The following is a 17,653-nucleotide window of genomic DNA, read 5'->3' as shown; positions in this document are numbered from 1 at the left end:
GAGCATGATCGGAACCTTAGCCCGTCCTGACACCCGCCACGCTGACCTCAGGCGACGTCCCGCCCGCCTCGGGGTGCTAGCTTGTCCGACCATGTCTGACTATCTGCGGGAGCTGTTCTCCCTCGACGGCCGGCGCGCCCTGGTGACCGGCGGCAGCTCCGGCATCGGGTACGCCATCGCCGAGGCGATCGGCCGGGCCGGAGCCGAGGTCGTGCTGGTCGCCCGCAGGGAGAGCGAGCTCGACCAGGCCGTCACGCGCCTGCGCGAGCACGGCGTCACCGCCTCCCGGATCAGCGCCGACCTCGCCGTCCGGGAGGACGTCCAGCGCGTGTACGCCACGGCGGGCGAGGTCGACATCCTCGTCAACGACGCCGGCAACAACATCCGCAAGCCCATGGCCGAGCTCACCGTCGAGGACTACGAGCGCACCATCGCCGTCAACCTCACCGCCCCCTACCTCCTCGGCCAGCACTTCGGCCCGAGGATGGCCGCGCGCGGCTGGGGCCGCATCATCAACCTCGGCTCCCAGCAGTCCATCAGCGCCTTCGGCGACAGCGGCGCGTACGGCACGGCCAAGGCCGCCATCGCCGGCCTGACCCGCTCCCAGGCCGAGGCGTGGTCGGGCCGCGGGGTGTGCGTCAACACGATCATCCCCGGCTTCGTGCTGACCCCGCTGACCGAACCCGCCCAGGCCATCCCGGGCCGCGTCGAGGCGCTCGCCGCCCGCCACATGGTCGGCCGCAACGGCGTGCCCGCGGACTTCGCGGGCGCGGCCGTCTTCCTGGCCGGGGACGCCTCCGCGTTCGTCACCGGGCAGATGCTCTTCGTGGACGGCGGCTTCTCCGTCCACTAGCCCCGCCCGGGGACGGTCCCGTGCGGGCCGCCCGGGCAACCGCTCAGGGCGGCTGAGGTGCCTCCGGGGTCTTCACTTGCGGCGGATCTGGCGCAGCCCGACCCCTTCGCGCCAGGAGTCCATGACGAGCTCGTCGCCCTCGACCCGCGTCCACACCACCTCCGTCAGCTCGATCCGGAACAGGTGCGACTCCTCGCCCGGCGGCCCGAACGACGCCAGCACCTCCCGATCGGTGATCTCCACAGCCCGCCCGGCCAGCTTCACGTCGCCCTCCCACGACGACGGGTCGTCCCCCTCGGGGGCGCTGGTGGTGACGTGGATCGCCATCCGCGGGTCGCGGCGCAGGTCGGACGCCTTGACCGCCCCCGGCATCGACCCGGTCCACAGCTCGCCGTCCCGGAAGCTGGTCTCGATGCCGCTGACCCGGGGCGAGCCGTCCTTGCGCAACGTGGCCAGCACCTTGTGCCGGTACGCCTCCATCAGCGGCCGCGCCACCCCCGCCAGCCCCGCCGCCTGATGCTCGAACTCCTGCCAAGAAGCCATGGCCGCCATCATGCCCGCGGGCACCGACAGAACCCGGCACCGGCAGAACGCGGAGCGCGTGCCCGGGGTCCGGGATCAGGTGCGGCGGCGGGCGCGGTAGGCGCTGGCCTTGGCGCGGTTCTGGCAGGGCAGGCCGCAGAACCTGCGCGAGGCGTTCCTGGTGACGTCGAAGAAGACCAGCTCGCACCCGCCCGCCTCGCAGGTCCGCAGCCGCCGGCCCTGGCCGACGCCGATCACCATGGCCAGGGCCGTGCCGGCGTCGGCGGCCCAGGCGTCGACCAGGTCCGCCCCGGGGCCGTGGAAGGCCAGGGCGGGCGGGTCGCCGTGCAGGTTGGGCACGGCCGCGTGGCGCACCAGGGCCGCGTTGAGTGCGGCGACGTCGCCGCTGAAGGCCGGGTGGAGCTCGGCGGCGACGTCCGCGAGCCGGTCGGCGTCCGCGCCGGTCAGCGCGCGGCCGGGGGTCCAGCCCTGCTGGGCGAACGCCGCCTCCAGCGCGGCCCGGCGGTCGGCGGGCGGGTCCGCGGGACGGCCGCGGGCCTGGGTGACGGCCAGCTCGTTCACCAGGAGGACGGCCAGCTCCGCCCACCTCCCAACATAACTGTCTATTTGCGATTGACCAGTGATGCGCCAAGCCTCTATCGTCACTGGCATAGTTTAGCTAGACAGTGAGGGATTGTGATGAGCGCAGCGTCCAGACTTGCCCGCCGCATGTGGCACCAGCTTGAGCCGATCCACGCGGTGCTGTACTTCTCGCCCCAGGGGTTCGAGGAGGCGGGCGCGCTCGGTCATGACGTGGAGTCGCGCTGGCCGAGCTATTTCGCCTACCGCACGGCCCCGCTCGGGCGGGCCGGCAGCAGGCTGGCCACGGCCGCGTACTACAGCTTCAGCCCGCGGATGATCGCCGAGCACGTGCCCGCCGTGTGGGAGGTCGCCTCGCCCGAGCGGGTACTCGAGGCCCGGATGACCGCCGTTGACCGCACGTACCGCGCCCTGCTGGGCGACAAGGTGACGGCGGACGCGGCGGTGGAGGCGGCGGAGCTGGCCAGGCGGGCCGCCGAGAGCGTGGGCGTGGCCGGGCGGCCCCTCGCCGCGGCCAACCTGGACCTGCCCTGGCCCGATGAGCCGCACCTGGTGCTCTGGCAGGCCGCCACCGTGCTGCGCGAGCACCGCGGCGACGGTCACCTGGCGGCGCTGCAGGCCGCGGAGCTGGACGGGTGCGAGGCGCTGGTGTCGTTCGCCGCGATCGGCGCCGCCCCCGCGGCGAACTTCGCCGGGCGCGGCTGGAGCGAGCAGGAGTGGGACGCGGCCCAGGAGCGGCTGGCCGCCCGCGGGCTGGTCGGCCCGGACGGGCAGGCCACCGAGCGGGGGCGGGAGCTGCGCGACCAGGTCGAGCGGATGACCGACCGGCTGGCCGCGGAGCCGTGGCGGCTGCTCGGCGAGGAGCGCGCCGAGCGGCTGGCCCGGCTGGCCTCGCCGTTCCTCGGCGCGGTCTTCGAGGCCGGGCTGCTGCCGATGACCAGCACCCTCGGCATCGCCACCGTCAAGGCCCCCGACTAGGAGACCCGGCCTACTCGAACCCGGGGGCCGGCTGCCAGAGGCTGATCTCCGTGCCCTGGTCGTCGGTGAACGTGCAGCCGCGCCCCGACTTGCTGTCGTACAGCTCGCCGGTGTCGCCGCCCAGCTCCCGCACCCGCTTGACGGCCGCGTCGATGTCGGTGACGTGGTAGTAGAGGTTCGGCTGCGAGGAGGGCCCGCGCGCGACGAGGCCCATCGCCACGGCCGTGTTCGTGACGTGCAGGTACGTCTCGTGCTCGCGCCTGAACTCCCAGCCGAACAGCGCCCCGTAGAAGACGGCCGCCCGGTCCAGGTCCGCCACGGACAGCGTGTAGTAACCCAGCTCGACACTCATGTGCAGACCTCCGCAATAATTGCCTCTAGCGTTAAGGGTTAACAGCCTAACGGAAGCAGGCAACAATTAACACCAACGTTAACGAAATCGACGCGACGCTGGCCGCGCTCGCCGATCCCACCCGGCGCAAGGTCATCGACCTGCTGCGCGAGGGCCCGCGACCGGCCGGCGAGCTGGCGCAGGCCGTCCAGATGAGCGCCCCCGCCCTCAGCAGGCACCTGCGCGTGCTGCGGGCGGGCGGTCTCGTACAGGCGGAGGCGGGCGGCGCCGACGCCCGCCTGCGCCTCTACACGCTGCGCCAGGAGCCGTTCGCGGCGCTGCAGGGCTGGCTGGACCAGGTGCAGGCGTTCTGGGCCGAGCAGCTCGGCTCGTTCAAGGACCACGTGGAGCGCGGCCGGTGAACTCCGTCCAGGCCAGCGTCACCGTCCCCGTCGACCCGGCGACCGCGTTCCGGATCTTCACCGACGAGATCGACAGCTGGTACGTGCGCGGCCGCCACAGCTGGGTCGACCCGGCCCGCGCGGTCGCCATCCGCTTCGAGGACGGCTTCCTGCGCGAGCTGTGGTCCGACGGCGGCCACGTCGACACCGGCAGGATCCTCGCCTGGGAGCCGCCGCGCCGCCTCGTCTGGGCCGACCTGCTCAACGAGGGCGGCCGGATGGAGATCGAGGTGGCCTTCAGCCCGGTCGAGGGCGGCACCGAGGTGCTGCTGGAGCACCGCGGCCTGGACACGCTGCCCCCGGACGTGGCCGGGCGCATCCGGCGCGGCTACTCCTGGAACATCGTGCTGGGCTGGTTCGCGGACAGGTGGGCGGGCTAGCGGCGGCCGTACTTCTTGTGCACGGCCTGCTTGCTCACCCCGATCGCGTCGGCGATCTGCGCCCAGGCCAGCCCCGCCACCCTGGCCCGCCGCACCTGGACCGCCTCCAGACGCTCGATCTCGCGGCGCAGGGCGGTCGTGGCGTGCAGGGCCAGCAGCGGGTCGTCGTCCTGCGCCTGCCGAAGGAGGGTCGCCAGGTCGTTCGTCATGCCCTAAAGGTAGTCCAGGAGCAGCCGGTTGATCTCCTCGGGACGTTCGAGGGCGGGCAGGTGCCCGGCCCACTCCAGCTCGACCAGCCGCGCCCGGGGCAGCTCGCCGGCCAGGTGGCGGGCGCTCTCCTGGAAGTAGGGCAGGTCGCGCGCGCCGGCCACGACCAGCGCCGGCACGTCGATCTCCGCCGGCGAGAACTCCTTCTCGACCTGCGACGGCTCCGGATCGGCGGCCAGCTGCACCTCGAACGCGTGCCGCTGCATCTCCACCACGCGCCCGAACGCCTCCCGCGACGCCTCGGGCCCGAGCAGGGTGCGCGCGTTCAGCTCCGCCGCGCCCTCGACGTCGCCCGCCTCCAGCAGGCGCCCTTCCTCGTCCCAGTAGGCCCGCAGGTCCGGTGTGGGCGCCAGGTCGGAGAGAGGGTTGAGCAGCACCAGCCGGCCGGCGAGCCCGGCCGCCGCCAGCTCCAGCGCGACCCGGCCCCCGCCCGACGAGCCGACCAGCGCCGCCCGGCTCACCTCCAGCGCGGCCAGCAGCCGCGCCACGTCGTCACTGTCGCTGTACGGGCCGTCCGACCGGTAGGGGCTGCGCCCGTACCCCCGGAAGTCCACCGTGATCACCCGGAAGCGCTCGGACAGCGCCTCCACCTGCGCGTCCCACATGCGCGAGTCGGTCGCCGTCGAATGCAGCAGCACGACGGGCTCGCCCGTGCCCCGCTCGGCGTGCCAGATCGTCATCGTGACTCCACCGCCAGCCGCACGCCCAGCCCGATCAGCACCACGCCGGAGATCTGCTCCAGCCGCCGGCGCACCGCGGGCCGCCCCAGCACCGCCTTGGCCCTGGCCACCGTCCAGATGAGCAGCCCGTACCAGGCCAGGTCGACCAGCACCCACACGACGGCCAGCGTCGCGAGCGTGACCGGCACGTTCTGACCGGGCCTGACGAACTGCGGCAGGAACGACATCGCGAACACCGCCGCCTTCGGGTTGGCCAGGCAGGTCCCGAGGCCCGCCAGGTACGGTCCGCGCCGGCCCGGCACCACCGCCTCCTCGGCCTCCATGCCAGTCGCGGGGGCGCCCTTGCGGGCCTGCCACAGCGCCTGGGCGCCCATCACGACCAGCACCACGGCGCCGGCCACGCGCATCACGTCATAGGCCAGCTGCGAGGCCACCAGCAGCGCCGACAGGCCGAAGGCGGCCGCCAGCCCCCACAGCAGGATGCCGGTCTCGTTGCCCAGCGTGGCGGCCATGCCGGAGCCGCGGCCCGCGCGCAGCGTCTGGCGCAGGATGATGGCCGTGCTGACCCCTGGCGCCATGGCCACCAGGACGCACGCGCCCACGAAAGCGAGAAGATACATGCGCGGCATGTTCCCAGAACCGCGCCGGGAAGTCGCCTGGTTATCGGCCTACTCGTACAGCTTGCGCAGCTCGGCGACCGCCTCGCCCATCAGCGCCCGCAGCTCCGGCGGCCCCAGCACCTCGACGTCCGCCCCCATCCGCAGCAGCAGCCAGCGCGCGTGCGTGATCGACTCGATCGGCACCGTCAGCGTCAGCCAGCCCTCCGGATCGGGCTCGCCGGCCGCGGCCAGCGCGGCGCCCACCACGTCGGACCCCATCGTGTACGCCAGCAGCTCCTCCCGGCCGGGGGCGAGCCTGATGACGGCCTCGGCGGTGTACATCCGCTCGCGGAACTCCTTGGCGTAGCCCTGCCAGAACTCGCCCAGGTCGAACCCCTCGGGCCAGGCGAAGCGGCCGGGCAGCGTCTCCACGGTCAGGATCCGCGCCACCCTGTAGGTGCGGGCGCTGCCGCCCGGCGGCGCGGCCACCATGTACCACGAGCCGCCCTTGAGCACCAGCCCGTACGGGTGGATCACCCGGTCGACCTCCTGCTGCCCCCAGCGCCGGTAGGTCATGTGCAGCGGCCGCTGGTCCCACACCGCCTCGGCCACCTCGCTCAGATGTGGCACGTCGTCGGCCGAGCGGTACCAGCTCGGCACGTCGAGCAGGAACCGCTCGCGCATCCGCGAGGCGTGCGAGCGCGGCTCGGGCGGCAGCGCGGCCAGCAGCTTCAGCTCCGCGGTGGCGGCCACCTCGGCCAGCCCCAGCTCGGCCGCCGGGCCGGGCAGCCCCGCCAGGAACAGCGAGGAGGCCTCCTCGCTGGTCAGCCCGTTGAGCCGGGTGCGGTAGCCGTCGAGCAGCTGGTAGCCGCCCGCGGGCCCCCGGTCCGCGTAGACCGGCACGCCGGCCGCCGACAGCGCCTCCACGTCGCGGTAGACCGTGCGGACCGACACCTCCAGCTCCTCGGCCAGCTCCGGCGCGGTCATGCGGCCGCGCGACTGCAGGAGCAGGAGCAGCGAGAGCAGGCGGCTGGCACGCATGGCCCCATTGTAGGAAAGCCGTAGGAAAGCCGCCCGCGGGCGAGCGGGCGTTCAGCGGGCGGCGTACTCCTCCCGGGAGGACACCACCTGGGGCATGCGCTCCTCCACCCACTCCAGGAGGGGGACGAGCCGCTCGGCGGCCTCCCGGCCCAGCTCGGTCAGGCTGTACTCGACCTTGGGCGGGATCGAGGTCTCGGCCACGCGCAGCACCATGCCGTCGCGTTCGAGCGCGTGGAGGGTCTGGGACAACATCTTCTCGCTCACCCCGTCGACCCGGCGGCGCAGCGCGTTGAAGCGGTAGGGCCCCTCGTACAGGGCCACCAGCGCCAGGATCGCCCAGCGGCCGGTGATCGTCTCCAGCACCGAGCGCGAGGTGCACCGGCGCGAGAAGACATCGGCCACCAGCTCTTCGAACTCCTCCATGGAAACCAGCGTACGCGTTCGCGGGTACTTCCTGATAGAAAGTACTAACCAAAGCGCTGGTACTGAATGGGAGAAATCATGATCGTGGTGACCGGGGCCACCGGGCAGCTGGGCCGGCTGGTGGTCGAGGAGCTCAGGAAGCGCGTCCCCGCCGAGCGGATCGTCGCCGCCGCGCGCACCCCGGAGAAGGGCGCCGACCTCGGCGTCGAGGTGCGCCAGGCCGACTACGACCGGCCCGAGACCGTCAGGAGCGCGCTGCGGGGCGCCACCAAGGTGCTGCTCATCTCCGGCCTGGACCCCAACCGCCTGCAGCAGCACTCGACCGTCGTGGACGCCGCCAAGGAGGCCGGCGCCACGCTCGTCTACACCAGCGCGCCCGCCGCCGACACCACCGAGGCCCTCCTCGCCGCCGACCACCGGGCGACCGAGGAGTACATCAAGGCGTCCGGGGTGACGTACACGATCCTGCGCAACAACTGGTACAACGAGGTCTACGCGCCGGCGATCACGGCCGCCCCGCAGCTCGGCGCCGTGCACGGCGCCGCCGGCGACGGCCGGGTCGCCTCCGCCTCCCGCGCCGACTACGCCGCCGCCGCGGCCGCCGTGCTGACCGGCGAGGGCCACGACGGCAAGGTGTACGAGCTGTCCGGCGACACGAGCTGGACCCGGGCCGACCTGGCCGCCGAGATCGCCGCGGTCACCGGCAAGGAGGTCGTCTACCAGGACCTGCCGAAGGACGAGTACGCGGTCGTGCTGGCCGGGGCGGGCCTGCCGGCGCCGTTCGCGGAGATCATGGCGGACGTGGACGTCAACATCGCCCGCGGCTGGCTCTCCCAGACCCCCGGCACGCTGCGCGACCTCATCGGCCGCCCCACCCAGCCGATCGGCGAGTACGTCCGCTCCCTCCTGGCCTGACCCGTCAGGCGGCGAACTGCTGCCACGCCAGCCTGGCCACCAGGGCCACCACCACGCACAGCAGCACGATCCGCACGAAGCCGGTGCCCCGCTTGAGCGCCATCCGCGCGCCGAGCTGGGCGCCGGCCACGTTGCACACGGCCATGCCGAGCCCGAGGCCCCAGTTCAGGTGCCCCTGGAACCCGAAGACCAGCAGCGCCCCGAGGTTCGTCCCCACGTTGATGATCTTGGCGGACGCGGAGGCCGAGACGAAGTCCAGCCCGAGGATGGTGGTGAAGGCGACGATGAGGAACGTCCCCGTGCCCGGCCCCATGATGCCGTCGTAGAAGGCGATCCCCACCCCGGCCACCGCCACCGCGGCCAGCACCCGGCCGCGGGTCCGCAGGTGCGGCACCGGCACGGCCCCGAGCGCGGGCCGCAGCGTCACGAACGCGGCCACCCCGAGCAGCACCACCATGACGACGGGCCGCAGCACCTCGGCCGAGATCGCCGCCGCCGCCGACGCCCCGAGCCCGGCGCTCAGCACGGCCAGCCCGGCGCCGGGGAGCGCCACCTGCCGGTCGATCTTGGTGGAGCGCGCGTACGCGACGGCCGCGGAGGTGGTGCCGAAGACCGACGACAGCTTGTTGGTGGCCATCGCCTCGACCGTGGGCAGCCCGGTCATCAAGATCGCGGGGAGCTGCACCAGCCCGCCCCCGCCCACGACGGCGTCGACCCACCCCGCCGCTGCCGCCGCGACCAGCAACACCAGGACCTGCTCCAGCGGCACGCCACTCCCCCGATTTCCCCCAAGAAACCTCAAGAGTGTACAAGTCGCACAGCAGGCGGCCTCGAGGCAGGGGTGACGTCAGGGGATCCGGGAGCCGAACAGCACCGCCGCGCCCGCCACCAGCAGCCCGGCCAGGATCGCGGCCACGATGAACCACTGGGTGATCTCCTGGTTGACCAGCTTGTAGCCGAGCGAGGTGCCGATCTGCTCGTAGACCTCGCGCAGCTCGCTGCCGGACTCGGCCGTGTAGGCCCGGCCGCTGGTCCCGTCGGACAGCGACTGCAGGGTCTGCTTGTTGACCGGCACGTTCACCGGGCGGCCGTCGATGTTGACGGTGCCCTCCTGGGTGCCGTACGCGATCGTGGAGACCGGCACGCGGGCCTGCTGGGCGGCGTCGATGGCCTCGTTCACGGACCTGCCCGAGGTGTTGTCGCCGTCGGACAGCAGCACGACCGCGGCCGGCGGCGGGTCGGTGGCGGCCTGCTGGTCGAACGAGCGCAGCGAGTCGAGCGAGTTGAAGACCGCCTCGCCGATCGCGGTGCCCGGCCGGGTGGTGAGGGTGCCGATGGCGGTGACCACGGCCTGGTGGTCGGTGGTGGGCGAGATGACGACGTTGGCGGAGCGGGCGAAGGACACCACGCCGACGTTGAAGCGGTCCGGCAGCTCCCTGACGAACGCCTGCGCCGCGGCCTTGGCGGCGTTGATCCGGTCGGGCTGGACGTCGTCGGCGTCCATGGACAGCGACACGTCCAGCGCGATCATGATGGTGGCGCGGTCGCGCGGCACGCGTACCTGGTCGGCGGGTTTGGCGGCGCCGACGACCAGGAGCGCCATCATGAGGAGGAACAGCGCGGGGCCGACGTGGCGGCGCCAGCCGGGGCCGGCGGGGGCGACGAGGTCGAGCAGGGCCAGGTTCGTGAAGCGCACGGTGTAGCGGCGCCGGGCGAACATCGAGGCGATGTACCCGGCCACCAGCAGCCCCACCAGCAGGAACAGCCACAGCCAGCCGGGGGCCAGAAAAGTCACGTAGGTCTCCTGTGGGCGAGATGGCTCATGCGGCGCTGGCGGAGGACGAACTGCGCGATGTCGAACACCCAGTCCCGGTCGGTGCGCAGCACGAGGTGCGCGATGCCGGCGCGGCGCAGCGCCACGCGGGTGCCCTCGCGCTGCAGGGCGGCCGCCTCCGCGTACGCTTGCCGAACCTTGGGTGAAAGATGCACCTCGCGTACTTTCCCGCTCTCGGGGTCGGTGAACGCGACCCGCCCCACGTCGGGCAGTTCCAGCTCGCGCGGGTCGATCACCTCGACCGCCAGCACCTGGTGACGGGCCGCCAGCCGCCTGATGGGGCGCTCCCAGGGGCGTTCGGCGTCGGGGTCGAGGCTGGGGCGGGCGTCGAGGAAGTCGGAGACGATCAGCCGCACGCCGCGCCGCCGCCGGCTGGCCGACAGCACCTCGATGCCCTCGGCCAGATCGGGCGCGTCGGGCACGATCCGGCCGCGCGGGGCGTCCATGAGCGAGTGCAGCAGCCCGTAGAGTGCCGGGCGTCCGGTGCGCGCGGGCATGCGGTGCACGTACTCGTCGTGCAGCACCAGCGCGCCGAACCTGTCGCCCATCCTGCTCGACAGGAACCCGATCGCCCCTACCGCCGCGACGACCAGGTCGCGTTTGTCGGTGTCGGCGGTGCCGAAGTCCATGCTGGGCGACAGGTCGGCCAGCGCCCAGGTCTCCAGCTCGCGGTCGGCGATCAGATCGCGTACGTGCGGGACTGTCGTGCGCGCGGTGACCGCCCAGTCCATGCGGCGCACGTCGTCCTCGCCTGGCACGTACACGCGGCTGTCGCCGGCCTCGCTGCCCGGGCCCGGCAGCAGCCCCTGGTGGGCGCCGTGCAGCAGCCCGTCCAGCCGGCGGGTGACCGTCAGCTCCAGCCGCCTGAGCGCCTGTTCCGCCGTGTTCACAGGCCGCTCACCGGTTCTGGTTCCAGACGACGAGGGGCGGGGGCACGGCCTGCAGGATCTGTTTGACGACCTGCTCCGGGTCGACGCCGTCGGCCAGGGCGTCGAAGGTGAGCATGAGCCGGTGCGACATGACGTCCACCGCCACGTCGCGTACGTCGTCGGGCAGCAGGTAGTCGCGGCCGCGCAGCAGGGCGAGCGCCCGCCCGGCCGAGACCAGGCCCAGCGTGGCCCGGGGGCTGACGCCGATCTCGATGGTGTCGATCAGGTCGGACAGGCCGTAGTCGGCGGGGCTGCGGGTGGACATGACCAGCCGCACCACGTAGTCGGCGACGAGCTGGTGCACCGAGACCTGCTCGGCCGCCTCCTGCAGGGCCAGCAGCTTGTCGGGGTCGAGCACCCGCTCGGGGACCGGCGGCTTGACGCTCATCCGGTGGAGGATCTCCAGCTCCTCGTGCGCGCTGGGGTGCGGCACCCGCACCCGGAACAGGAACCGGTCGCGCTGCACCTCCGGCAGCGGATAGACGCCCTCGGACTCGATCGGGTTCTGGGTGGCGAGCACGATGAACGGCCTGGGCAGCGGGTGGGTGACGCCGGCGAGGGTGACCTGCCGCTCGGCCATCACCTCCAGCAGCGCGGACTGGACCTTGGCGGGGGCGCGGTTGATCTCGTCGGCCAGCAGGAAGTTGACGAACACGGGGCCGAGCTCGACATCGAACTTCTCGTTGGAGGGGTGGAAGACGCGGGTGCCGACGATGTCGCTCGGCACGAGGTCGGGGGTGAACTGGATCCGGGCGAACGTGCCGCCCACGACAGTGGCCAGGGTGGAGGCGGCGAGGGTCTTGGCGACGCCTGGGACTCCTTCGAGCAGGCAGTGCCCTCGGGCCAGCAGGGCCACGATCAGTCTTTCGACCATGTGGTCCTGGCCGACGATGACACGCCGGACCTCGTCGAGACTTTGACGCAGCAGTGCCGCGTCGTTTCCGCCTGGCAACTCTTCGGCGACGCTCATGACGCCATTCCACCAAACGCGCCGCAAACGTGCACGACGCCACGTCTGTGCTTTCATGGCAAACGTGGCAAGTCCCCTGCAGTACGGCGATCCACCCCGGCTGGGACCCTTCGTGGTCCAGGCCCGCCTGCACACTGCCCCGGCCGGCTTCGTGTACCTCGGGCAGGGACCCGACGGGCGCGCGGTGTCGCTCGCCGTGCTCACCCGAGGAGCCGCGCTCGACGCCGCCGCCCGTGACCGGTTCGTGACCGCGGTCAGGGAGGCCAGGGGCGAACGGTCCGGATTGCGCGGCTGGCTCGGACGTTCCGGGCGGTCGCGGGGCGCGGTGCTGGACGACACGCCCGAGGTGCTCGCCTTCGACGGCGGGCACGCGCCCTGGGCGGCGGTCCCGTACGTGCCCGGCCGGCCCGGGGCCGAGCGGTTCCTCGATCCCGTCATGGTGGGCGGGACGTTCATCGGCGAGGCGCACGGGCCCGACTTCGTGCCGTACTGGCTGACCGACCGCGCGCCGGCACTGGCGGGGCCGGCACGGCAGCGCCGGCCGCTCACCGAGACCCGCAAGCGGGTCATGATGGCCGCGCTGGCGCTGGTGCTGCTGCTGATGCTGGTGACGGCGATCCTGCTGCTGCTGTTGCTGGGCCGGCGCGACAGCGAGCCGCAGCCCCGGCAGCTGCCGCCGACGGTGTTCGTGCCGACGCCGCCGCCGACGCCGGCCAGCCCCGAGCCGCGGCCCTCGCCGTCGACGTCGCCCTCCCCGTCGGAGAGCGGGCAGGTCACGCCCGGTCAGACACCGGGCGAGGAGATGGGCGAGGAGTCCCCGCTGTTCCACTAGTTTGAGCCTGACGTAACAGGAGGCTTTAGCTTCCCCGGCATGGAATTCATCGTTCACGACACCCTCACGGCGATGGCCGACCTGCTGCGCGAGCCGGTCGAGCGGCGGCCCGGCGCGCTGCGGGACATCCTGGCGCCGATGCCGGCCATCCCGATGCCCGGCGACATCGTCGACATCCACCACCAGGGCGGCGGCTTCCGCGTCGACGCCGACGACCCGCGCTACCTGCCCGCCGTCCAGCGCATGATCGACGCCGACGTGCTCGGGCAGGTGCGGCGGGAGCTGGAGCGCGCCTCCGACCGGCTGTGTGACGCCAAGCAGCGGGAGTCGGTGCAGGTCATGTTCATGCTGGGCAATCCGGACAACGAGCACCTGATGAAGGTGGGCGGCGGCTACTACGGCATGGGGGGCTCGCCCGGCCTGCTCTACCTGCTGGCCTGGCCGTCGGACGAGGTGATCGGCCGGATCGGGCACCTGGCGGTGCACGAGTTCCACCACAACGTCCGCTACACCAACGTCGAGTGGAACCCGATGACCGTGACCGTGGGCGAGCACGTGGTGGCCGAGGGGCTGGCCGAGGCGTTCGTACGGGAGCTGTCGGGGGCCGAGGCCATGGGGCCGTGGTCGTCCATGGTGGAGGGGGAGGCTTATGAGCGGGCGTACGAGCTGATCATGGCGGACTTCTGGCTGGCCGGGATGCAGCACACGTCGGCGTACGTGATCGGGGACAGCGTGGCGCGCATGTTCGGGCAGGAGCCGCGTGGCATCCCCGACATGGCGGGGTACGCGGTGGGACTGCACCTGGTCGACCAGGCCCTGGCCGCCACCGGCCTCACGGCCGCGGAGGCGACCGTGCTGCCCGCGGCCGAACTCCTGCGCCGCGCCGCCATCCACCCCTGACCCGCCGCCCCCCGCTTCGCCCCTGCCCCACCCACCCCGCCCCTTCTCACCCCTGACCCGCCGCCCCGCTTCGCGCCGCCCCGTCTCCCCCGGAGAACCCCAGCCCCTCGCGGCGGGAGAGCGGCCAGCCCACCGCACCCTGCCCCCCACCCGAAGGACCCCAGCCCCTGACGGCGGGAGAGCAACCAGTCGCCGCACACCACCCCTCACCCCGAAGGACCCCAGCCGCTGACGGCGGGAGAGCAACCAGCCGCCGCACACCACCCCTCACCCCGAAGGACCCCAGCCGCTGACGGCGGGAGAGCAACCAGCCGCCGCACACCACCCCTCACGCCGAAGGACCCCCGCCTCTGACGGCGGGAGAGCGACGTCACCGCCCGAGAGGCGGGGCCCTCCGGGGGACGCCCTCTCAGCGCGGTGAGACGAAGCCCGACTCGTAGGCGGCGATCACGGCCTGGGTCCGGTCCCGGGCGCCCAGCTTGGCCAGCACGTTCCCCACGTGCGTCTTGACCGTCTCCTGGCTGACGACCAGCTCGGCGGCGATCTCGTGGTTGGACAGCCCCTTGGTCATCAGCCGCAGCACATCACCCTCGCGGCCGGTCAACCGGTCGATCCCGGCCACCCGTCCCGAGCCCTGGGGCCGCCGCCCGGCCAGCGCCCGGATCGCGGCCGGGAACAGCAGCGACTCCCCCGCCGCGACCAGCTTGACCGCCTTGATCAGATCGTCCGGCCTGGTGCGCTTGAGCAGGAACCCGCTGGCCCCGGCCCGCAGCGCGTCATAGACGTAATCGTCGTTCTCGAACGTGGTCACCACCAGCACCTTCGGCGGCGCGTCCAGGGCCAGCAGGCGCTCGGTGGCCTGGATGCCGTCGAGCGCGGGCATGCGTACGTCCATGAGGACGACGTCAGGCCGCTCACGGCGGACCAGGGGCAGGACGGCGGCACCGTCCGCGGCCTCCCCGACCACGGTAAGGTCCGGCTCGGCGTCGATGATGATCCGCAGTCCGGCGCGGATGAGGTCCTCGTCGTCGGCGATCACGACTCTGAGCGTCATGGGCTCGACCGTAGCGGCAGACGCACCGTGACTCTCCATCCGGCCTCCGTGGGGCCCGCGTCCAGTTCGCCGCGCAGCAGCCGGACGCGCTCGCGCATCCCCGTCACGCCCCTGCCTCCAGGACGGCCACCGTCCCCCCGTCCCGGGTTGGTGACCTCGAGCCTCAGGTCGTCGTCCTGTACGGCGGCGGCCAGGCGTACGGGGCCGTGGCCGTGCTTGATGGCGTTGGTGAGCGCCTCCTGGAGGATGCGGTACGCCTCCCGGGAGACCACGGCGGGCACGGCGGACAGGTCGCCCACCTCCTGCCGCACCTGAGCGCCCGAGGCGGCGACGAGCTCGTCGAGGTCGGCCAGCGTGGCCTGCGGCGCCCTGCTCCGCCCGGCCGGACCGCCAACGTTCTCAGGGCCGACACCATTCCGAGAGCCACCCGCCCGGTCATCGGCCCAGGCATCGGCCCAGTGATCCGCGCGGTCATCGGCTCCGCCATCGGCTCGGTCATCCGCGCGGTCATCGGCCGGGGCATCGGTCCGGGCATCGATCCGGGCATCAGTCTGGGCATCAGCCCGGTCGTCTTCGCGGAGCACGCCCAGGACGTGGTCGAGGTCCTCCAGGGCGGTGCGGGCCGACTGCTCGATCGCGGCCAGGGCCTTTCTGGCGGTCTCCGGGTCGCGGTCGAGGACCCGCCCCGCGGCGGCGGCCTGCAGGGTGACGACGCTGAGCGCGTGCCCGACCGAGTCGTGCAGCTCGCGGGCCAGCCGGTTGCGTTCGGCGAGCGTACGGGCATGGTCTTCGGCGGCGGCCAGGCGTTCGGACGGGGTGGGGCCGAGCAGGACGGGAGCCAGCCTGGCCAGCAGCTCCCCCGCGCCCGCCACCGTCGCCACCAGCACCCCCAGCAGCGCCAGCCCGCCCAGCGGCCACAGCACCGCGGCCCATCCCGGCTCCACGACGACGCCGATGACCGGGGTCGCCCGCCCCGCGAACGGCAGCGCGAGGGTGACCAGAGTGAACGGCACGATGGCCAGCGTGGAGCCGCTGAGCAGCCCGCCGATCGCCAGGTGCAGGGTGAACCAGGCGGCGGTGCGGCGCCGCTCCTGCCAGGTGCGGCCCGCCTGCCTGGGCGGGGTCTCGACGTGCGCCCCGAGCAGCCCCTGCGCCGCGTTCACCTCCAGCGCCCTGATCGGCAGGAACAGCCCCGTGACGGCCACCACCGGCAGCACCGCCACGAACACGCCGATCTGGATGGGCAGCAGCAGGTTGGCGCTCTGGCCCTGCCACTGGGCCGCGATCAGGACCCCGGCCATCATGTACGGCATCAGCAGCGCGCCGCCCAGGATGAGGCACGCCCATCGGCGGGGCAGGTTCCTTCTCACATCCGCGATTGTATGTCGATGGTTATTCGCTCTCGGTGGAATGCGCCCTTAGAGAAATGCGCCGCCAGCGAAATAATTCCAGAATTCACACCCGCCGGGTCTAGCGTTTTTCTCGGAATACCCAGCACAGAAAGGCGACCGGTCATGACGGAGACCCAGCGTGCGGCCTGGCCAGACCAGCTCAGCCAGCGCCTGCTGAAAGAGCGGATCGTCGTCCTCGGCCAGGAGGTCGACGACGAGATTTGCAACCGGCTCTGCGGGGAGCTCCTATTGCTGGCGGCCGAAGACCCACACCGCGACATAACGCTTTACATCAATTCGCCGGGCGGGTCCGTGACCGCCGGGATGGCGCTCTACGACATGATGCAGTTCATTCCGTGCGACGTGGCGACGGTGGCGATGGGGTTCGCCGCGTCCATGGGGCAGGTGCTGCTGACGGCGGGCGCCAAGGGCAAGCGCTACGCCCTGCCCAACTCCCGCGTCGTCATGCACCAGCCGCTCGGCGGCATCGGCGGCTCGGCCAGCGACATCCAGATCCAGGCCGACAACATGCTCTACACCAAGCGCCGGATGGCCGAGATCATCGCCCATCACACGGGCCAGCCGCTGGAGCGCATCCAGGCCGACTCCGACCGCGACCGCTGGTTCACCGCCCAGGAGGCGCTGGACTACGGCATCGTCGACCACATCGCAGAAGGGATGAACTGATATGAGCGGCCGCTATGTGCTGCCCTCGTTCACCGAGCGCACGTCGTACGGCATCAAGGAGATGAATCCGTACAACAAGCTCTTCGAGGACCGGATCGTCTTCATCGGCGCCCCCATCGACGACACCGTGGCCAACGACGTGATGGCTCAGCTGCTCACCCTCGAGTCCCTCGATCCGGACCAGGACGTCAGCCTCTACATCAACTCCCCCGGCGGCTCGTTCACCGCCATGACGGCCATCTACGACACCATGCAGTTCATCCGGCCGGAGATCCAGACCGTCTGCATCGGCGAGGCGGCCTCGGCGGCGGCGGTCCTGCTGGCGGCGGGCTCGCCCGGCAAACGCGCCGCCCTGCCGCACGCCCGCGTCCTGCTGCACCAGCCCCACACGGAGGGCGGCCGCGGGCAGGGCAGCGACCTGGAGATCCACGCCAGGGAGATCCTTCGCATGCGCGACCAGCAGGAGGAGATCCTGTCCCGGCACACGGGGCGGGGGATCCTGGAGATCAGGAAGGACATCGAGCGGGATCGGATCTTCACGGCCGAGCAGGCGCGCACGTACAGGCTGGTGGACGACATCTTCGCCTCCAGAAAGCGCACCCTGGCCCCCGCCCGCTAACCCCGCCCCGCGGGCCCCGCCCCCGCCGCGGACGCCCCAGCCAGGAACCGAAAGCCAAAGGCGGGAGCCGGGACCGCGGGGTCCCCAGCCGGGAGCGGGCCCGGGGCCGGTCGCGGGGGCCGGGGTCGGGGGCCATAAGCGGGGGCCGGGGCCGGTCGCGGGGGCCGGTGCAGAAAGCAGCGCCAGGGGCGGCTTGCGGGACCGGGAGCGGTTTGCGGGACCGGGACCGGGAGCCGGAGCCTGAAGCAGGGGCCAAGTCCGGTGACGGCGCGGCGAGGCGGGTGGCCGCACGACAAAGCCGGTGGCCGCACGACAAAGCCGGTGGCCGCGCAGCGGGAGCGGGGCCGAGGGCGGTTTGCGGGAGCGGGGCCGAGGGCGGTTTGCGGG

Annotated in this window: 23 protein-coding genes; 9 read left to right on the top strand and 14 right to left on the bottom strand. The window is 72.6% G+C overall.

Features of this window, described 5'->3' with window-relative positions:
- Positions 1 to 91: 91 nt before the first annotated feature.
- Positions 92 to 853, top strand: coding sequence for an SDR family NAD(P)-dependent oxidoreductase (locus H4W80_RS01275; protein WP_192783356.1), 762 nt, complete (start codon positions 92 to 94; stop codon positions 851 to 853).
- Between the two features lie 72 nt (positions 854 to 925).
- On the opposite strand, the gene H4W80_RS01270 is transcribed toward H4W80_RS01275, so the two are convergent.
- Both H4W80_RS01270 and H4W80_RS01265 read right to left on the bottom strand, forming a co-directional pair.
- A complete protein-coding gene (locus tag H4W80_RS01270) occupies positions 926 to 1,396 on the bottom strand; it encodes a pyridoxamine 5'-phosphate oxidase family protein (protein ID WP_192783355.1) in 471 nt (156 codons plus the stop codon).
- Positions 1,397 to 1,471: 75 nt separating this feature from the next.
- Positions 1,472 to 2,041, bottom strand: a complete 570-nt coding sequence (locus H4W80_RS01265) for a CGNR zinc finger domain-containing protein (RefSeq protein ID WP_318786654.1) — start codon at positions 2,039 to 2,041, stop codon at positions 1,472 to 1,474.
- A 33-nt stretch (positions 2,042 to 2,074) separates the two neighbouring features.
- Here H4W80_RS01265 and H4W80_RS01260 point away from each other — a divergent pair, with 33 nt between their 5' ends.
- The gene (locus H4W80_RS01260; protein WP_192783354.1) at positions 2,075 to 2,953 is read left to right on the top strand and encodes an SCO6745 family protein; all 879 of its coding nucleotides are present in this window, start codon (positions 2,075 to 2,077) and stop codon (positions 2,951 to 2,953) included.
- A gap of 10 nt (positions 2,954 to 2,963) precedes the next feature.
- Here the strand turns inward: H4W80_RS01260 and H4W80_RS01255 are convergent, their stop codons facing one another.
- Positions 2,964 to 3,305, bottom strand: coding sequence for a VOC family protein (locus tag H4W80_RS01255; protein ID WP_192783353.1), 342 nt, complete (start codon positions 3,303 to 3,305; stop codon positions 2,964 to 2,966).
- A 65-nt stretch (positions 3,306 to 3,370) separates the two neighbouring features.
- On the opposite strand from H4W80_RS01255, the gene H4W80_RS01250 reads away from it, so the two are divergent.
- Positions 3,371 to 3,706: an ArsR/SmtB family transcription factor gene (locus tag H4W80_RS01250; protein ID WP_192793204.1), complete on the top strand. Its 336-nt coding sequence runs from the start codon at positions 3,371 to 3,373 to the stop codon at positions 3,704 to 3,706.
- Positions 3,703 to 4,125: an SRPBCC domain-containing protein gene (locus tag H4W80_RS01245; protein ID WP_192783352.1), complete on the top strand. Its 423-nt coding sequence runs from the start codon at positions 3,703 to 3,705 to the stop codon at positions 4,123 to 4,125. Before H4W80_RS01250 ends, H4W80_RS01245 begins: the two co-directional genes overlap by 4 nt.
- Here H4W80_RS01245 and H4W80_RS01240 read toward each other — a convergent pair.
- The 5 genes from H4W80_RS01240 to H4W80_RS01220 are packed head-to-tail and all read right to left on the bottom strand — an operon-like array spanning position 4,122 to position 7,135.
- On the bottom strand, positions 4,122 to 4,334 hold the full coding sequence (locus tag H4W80_RS01240; protein ID WP_185074419.1) for a hypothetical protein: 213 nt from the start codon (positions 4,332 to 4,334) through the stop codon (positions 4,122 to 4,124). The two genes, H4W80_RS01245 and H4W80_RS01240, sit on opposite strands and share 4 nt — an antisense overlap.
- Positions 4,335 to 4,337: 3 nt before the next feature.
- Complete coding sequence (locus H4W80_RS01235; RefSeq protein ID WP_192783351.1) at positions 4,338 to 5,072, bottom strand: alpha/beta fold hydrolase; 735 nt, start codon at positions 5,070 to 5,072, stop codon at positions 4,338 to 4,340.
- On the bottom strand, positions 5,069 to 5,692 hold the full coding sequence (locus H4W80_RS01230) for a LysE family translocator (protein ID WP_225963175.1): 624 nt from the start codon (positions 5,690 to 5,692) through the stop codon (positions 5,069 to 5,071). The genes H4W80_RS01235 and H4W80_RS01230 overlap by 4 nt, the downstream gene beginning before the upstream one ends.
- A gap of 48 nt (positions 5,693 to 5,740) precedes the next feature.
- The gene (locus H4W80_RS01225) at positions 5,741 to 6,712 is read right to left on the bottom strand and encodes a helix-turn-helix transcriptional regulator (protein WP_192783349.1); all 972 of its coding nucleotides are present in this window, start codon (positions 6,710 to 6,712) and stop codon (positions 5,741 to 5,743) included.
- A gap of 51 nt (positions 6,713 to 6,763) precedes the next feature.
- On the bottom strand, positions 6,764 to 7,135 hold the full coding sequence (locus H4W80_RS01220; protein WP_192783348.1) for a winged helix-turn-helix transcriptional regulator: 372 nt from the start codon (positions 7,133 to 7,135) through the stop codon (positions 6,764 to 6,766).
- Between the two features lie 78 nt (positions 7,136 to 7,213).
- On the opposite strand from H4W80_RS01220, the gene H4W80_RS01215 reads away from it, so the two are divergent.
- A complete protein-coding gene (locus H4W80_RS01215) occupies positions 7,214 to 8,050 on the top strand; it encodes an SDR family oxidoreductase (protein ID WP_192783347.1) in 837 nt (278 codons plus the stop codon).
- Between the two features lie 4 nt (positions 8,051 to 8,054).
- Here the strand turns inward: H4W80_RS01215 and H4W80_RS01210 are convergent, their stop codons facing one another.
- From H4W80_RS01210 to H4W80_RS01195, 4 genes are all read right to left on the bottom strand, one after another.
- Positions 8,055 to 8,819: a sulfite exporter TauE/SafE family protein gene (locus H4W80_RS01210; RefSeq protein ID WP_192783346.1), complete on the bottom strand. Its 765-nt coding sequence runs from the start codon at positions 8,817 to 8,819 to the stop codon at positions 8,055 to 8,057.
- A 78-nt stretch (positions 8,820 to 8,897) separates the two neighbouring features.
- Positions 8,898 to 9,845 carry a VWA domain-containing protein gene (locus tag H4W80_RS01205; protein WP_192783345.1) on the bottom strand — a complete coding sequence of 316 codons (948 nt, stop codon included), beginning with the start codon at positions 9,843 to 9,845 and terminating at the stop codon, positions 8,898 to 8,900.
- Positions 9,842 to 10,774, bottom strand: coding sequence for a DUF58 domain-containing protein (locus tag H4W80_RS01200; protein WP_192783344.1), 933 nt, complete (start codon positions 10,772 to 10,774; stop codon positions 9,842 to 9,844). Before H4W80_RS01200 ends, H4W80_RS01205 begins: the two co-directional genes overlap by 4 nt.
- A 7-nt stretch (positions 10,775 to 10,781) precedes the next feature.
- On the bottom strand, positions 10,782 to 11,783 hold the full coding sequence (locus H4W80_RS01195) for an AAA family ATPase (RefSeq protein WP_192783343.1): 1,002 nt from the start codon (positions 11,781 to 11,783) through the stop codon (positions 10,782 to 10,784).
- A 55-nt stretch (positions 11,784 to 11,838) separates the two neighbouring features.
- Here H4W80_RS01195 and H4W80_RS01190 point away from each other — a divergent pair, with 55 nt between their 5' ends.
- Both H4W80_RS01190 and H4W80_RS01185 read left to right on the top strand, forming a co-directional pair.
- Positions 11,839 to 12,615 (top strand): hypothetical protein, encoded by a 777-nt coding sequence (locus tag H4W80_RS01190; protein WP_192783342.1) that lies wholly within the window; start codon positions 11,839 to 11,841, stop codon positions 12,613 to 12,615.
- A 39-nt stretch (positions 12,616 to 12,654) separates the two neighbouring features.
- Positions 12,655 to 13,515: a DUF2268 domain-containing putative Zn-dependent protease gene (locus tag H4W80_RS01185; protein WP_192783341.1), complete on the top strand. Its 861-nt coding sequence runs from the start codon at positions 12,655 to 12,657 to the stop codon at positions 13,513 to 13,515.
- Positions 13,516 to 13,924: 409 nt separating this feature from the next.
- On the opposite strand, the gene H4W80_RS01180 is transcribed toward H4W80_RS01185, so the two are convergent.
- Both H4W80_RS01180 and H4W80_RS01175 read right to left on the bottom strand, forming a co-directional pair.
- The gene (locus H4W80_RS01180; RefSeq protein WP_192783340.1) at positions 13,925 to 14,569 is read right to left on the bottom strand and encodes a response regulator transcription factor; all 645 of its coding nucleotides are present in this window, start codon (positions 14,567 to 14,569) and stop codon (positions 13,925 to 13,927) included.
- On the bottom strand, positions 14,566 to 15,939 hold the full coding sequence (locus tag H4W80_RS01175) for a sensor histidine kinase (protein ID WP_192783339.1): 1,374 nt from the start codon (positions 15,937 to 15,939) through the stop codon (positions 14,566 to 14,568). The genes H4W80_RS01180 and H4W80_RS01175 overlap by 4 nt, the downstream gene beginning before the upstream one ends.
- A 144-nt stretch (positions 15,940 to 16,083) precedes the next feature.
- Here H4W80_RS01175 and H4W80_RS01170 point away from each other — a divergent pair, with 144 nt between their 5' ends.
- Entirely contained in the window at positions 16,084 to 16,647 is a 564-nt protein-coding gene (locus H4W80_RS01170; protein WP_192783338.1) for a ClpP family protease, read from the top strand.
- Between the two features lies 1 nt (position 16,648).
- Complete coding sequence (locus tag H4W80_RS01165) at positions 16,649 to 17,266, top strand: ATP-dependent Clp protease proteolytic subunit (RefSeq protein WP_192783337.1); 618 nt, start codon at positions 16,649 to 16,651, stop codon at positions 17,264 to 17,266.
- Positions 17,267 to 17,653 lie beyond the last annotated feature (387 nt).

The organism is Nonomuraea angiospora, assembly GCF_014873145.1.
Taxonomy (GTDB): domain Bacteria; phylum Actinomycetota; class Actinomycetes; order Streptosporangiales; family Streptosporangiaceae; genus Nonomuraea; species Nonomuraea angiospora.
The sequence above is the reverse complement of the archived record's forward strand: the minus strand, read 5'-3'. Positions and strand labels throughout refer to the sequence as shown.

Excerpts from the sequence above, each read along its gene's own strand:
- H4W80_RS01275 (WP_192783356.1), top strand. The coding sequence starts at position 92 with ATGTCTGACTATCTGCGGGAGCTGTTCTCCCTCGACGGCCGGCGCGCC.
- H4W80_RS01270 (WP_192783355.1), bottom strand. The coding sequence starts at position 1,396 with ATGGCTTCTTGGCAGGAGTTCGAGCATCAGGCGGCGGGGCTGGCGGGG.
- H4W80_RS01260 (WP_192783354.1), top strand. The coding sequence starts at position 2,075 with ATGAGCGCAGCGTCCAGACTTGCCCGCCGCATGTGGCACCAGCTTGAG.
- H4W80_RS01255 (WP_192783353.1), bottom strand. The coding sequence starts at position 3,305 with ATGAGTGTCGAGCTGGGTTACTACACGCTGTCCGTGGCGGACCTGGAC.
- H4W80_RS01240 (WP_185074419.1), bottom strand. The coding sequence starts at position 4,334 with ATGACGAACGACCTGGCGACCCTCCTTCGGCAGGCGCAGGACGACGAC.
- H4W80_RS01235 (WP_192783351.1), bottom strand. The coding sequence starts at position 5,072 with ATGACGATCTGGCACGCCGAGCGGGGCACGGGCGAGCCCGTCGTGCTG.
- H4W80_RS01230 (WP_225963175.1), bottom strand. The coding sequence starts at position 5,692 with ATGTATCTTCTCGCTTTCGTGGGCGCGTGCGTCCTGGTGGCCATGGCG.
- H4W80_RS01225 (WP_192783349.1), bottom strand. The coding sequence starts at position 6,712 with ATGCGTGCCAGCCGCCTGCTCTCGCTGCTCCTGCTCCTGCAGTCGCGC.
- H4W80_RS01220 (WP_192783348.1), bottom strand. The coding sequence starts at position 7,135 with ATGGAGGAGTTCGAAGAGCTGGTGGCCGATGTCTTCTCGCGCCGGTGC.
- H4W80_RS01215 (WP_192783347.1), top strand. The coding sequence starts at position 7,214 with ATGATCGTGGTGACCGGGGCCACCGGGCAGCTGGGCCGGCTGGTGGTC.
- H4W80_RS01195 (WP_192783343.1), bottom strand. The coding sequence starts at position 11,783 with ATGAGCGTCGCCGAAGAGTTGCCAGGCGGAAACGACGCGGCACTGCTG.
- H4W80_RS01190 (WP_192783342.1), top strand. The coding sequence starts at position 11,839 with ATGGCAAACGTGGCAAGTCCCCTGCAGTACGGCGATCCACCCCGGCTG.
- H4W80_RS01185 (WP_192783341.1), top strand. The coding sequence starts at position 12,655 with ATGGAATTCATCGTTCACGACACCCTCACGGCGATGGCCGACCTGCTG.
- H4W80_RS01180 (WP_192783340.1), bottom strand. The coding sequence starts at position 14,569 with ATGACGCTCAGAGTCGTGATCGCCGACGACGAGGACCTCATCCGCGCC.
- H4W80_RS01170 (WP_192783338.1), top strand. The coding sequence starts at position 16,084 with ATGACGGAGACCCAGCGTGCGGCCTGGCCAGACCAGCTCAGCCAGCGC.
- H4W80_RS01165 (WP_192783337.1), top strand. The coding sequence starts at position 16,649 with ATGAGCGGCCGCTATGTGCTGCCCTCGTTCACCGAGCGCACGTCGTAC.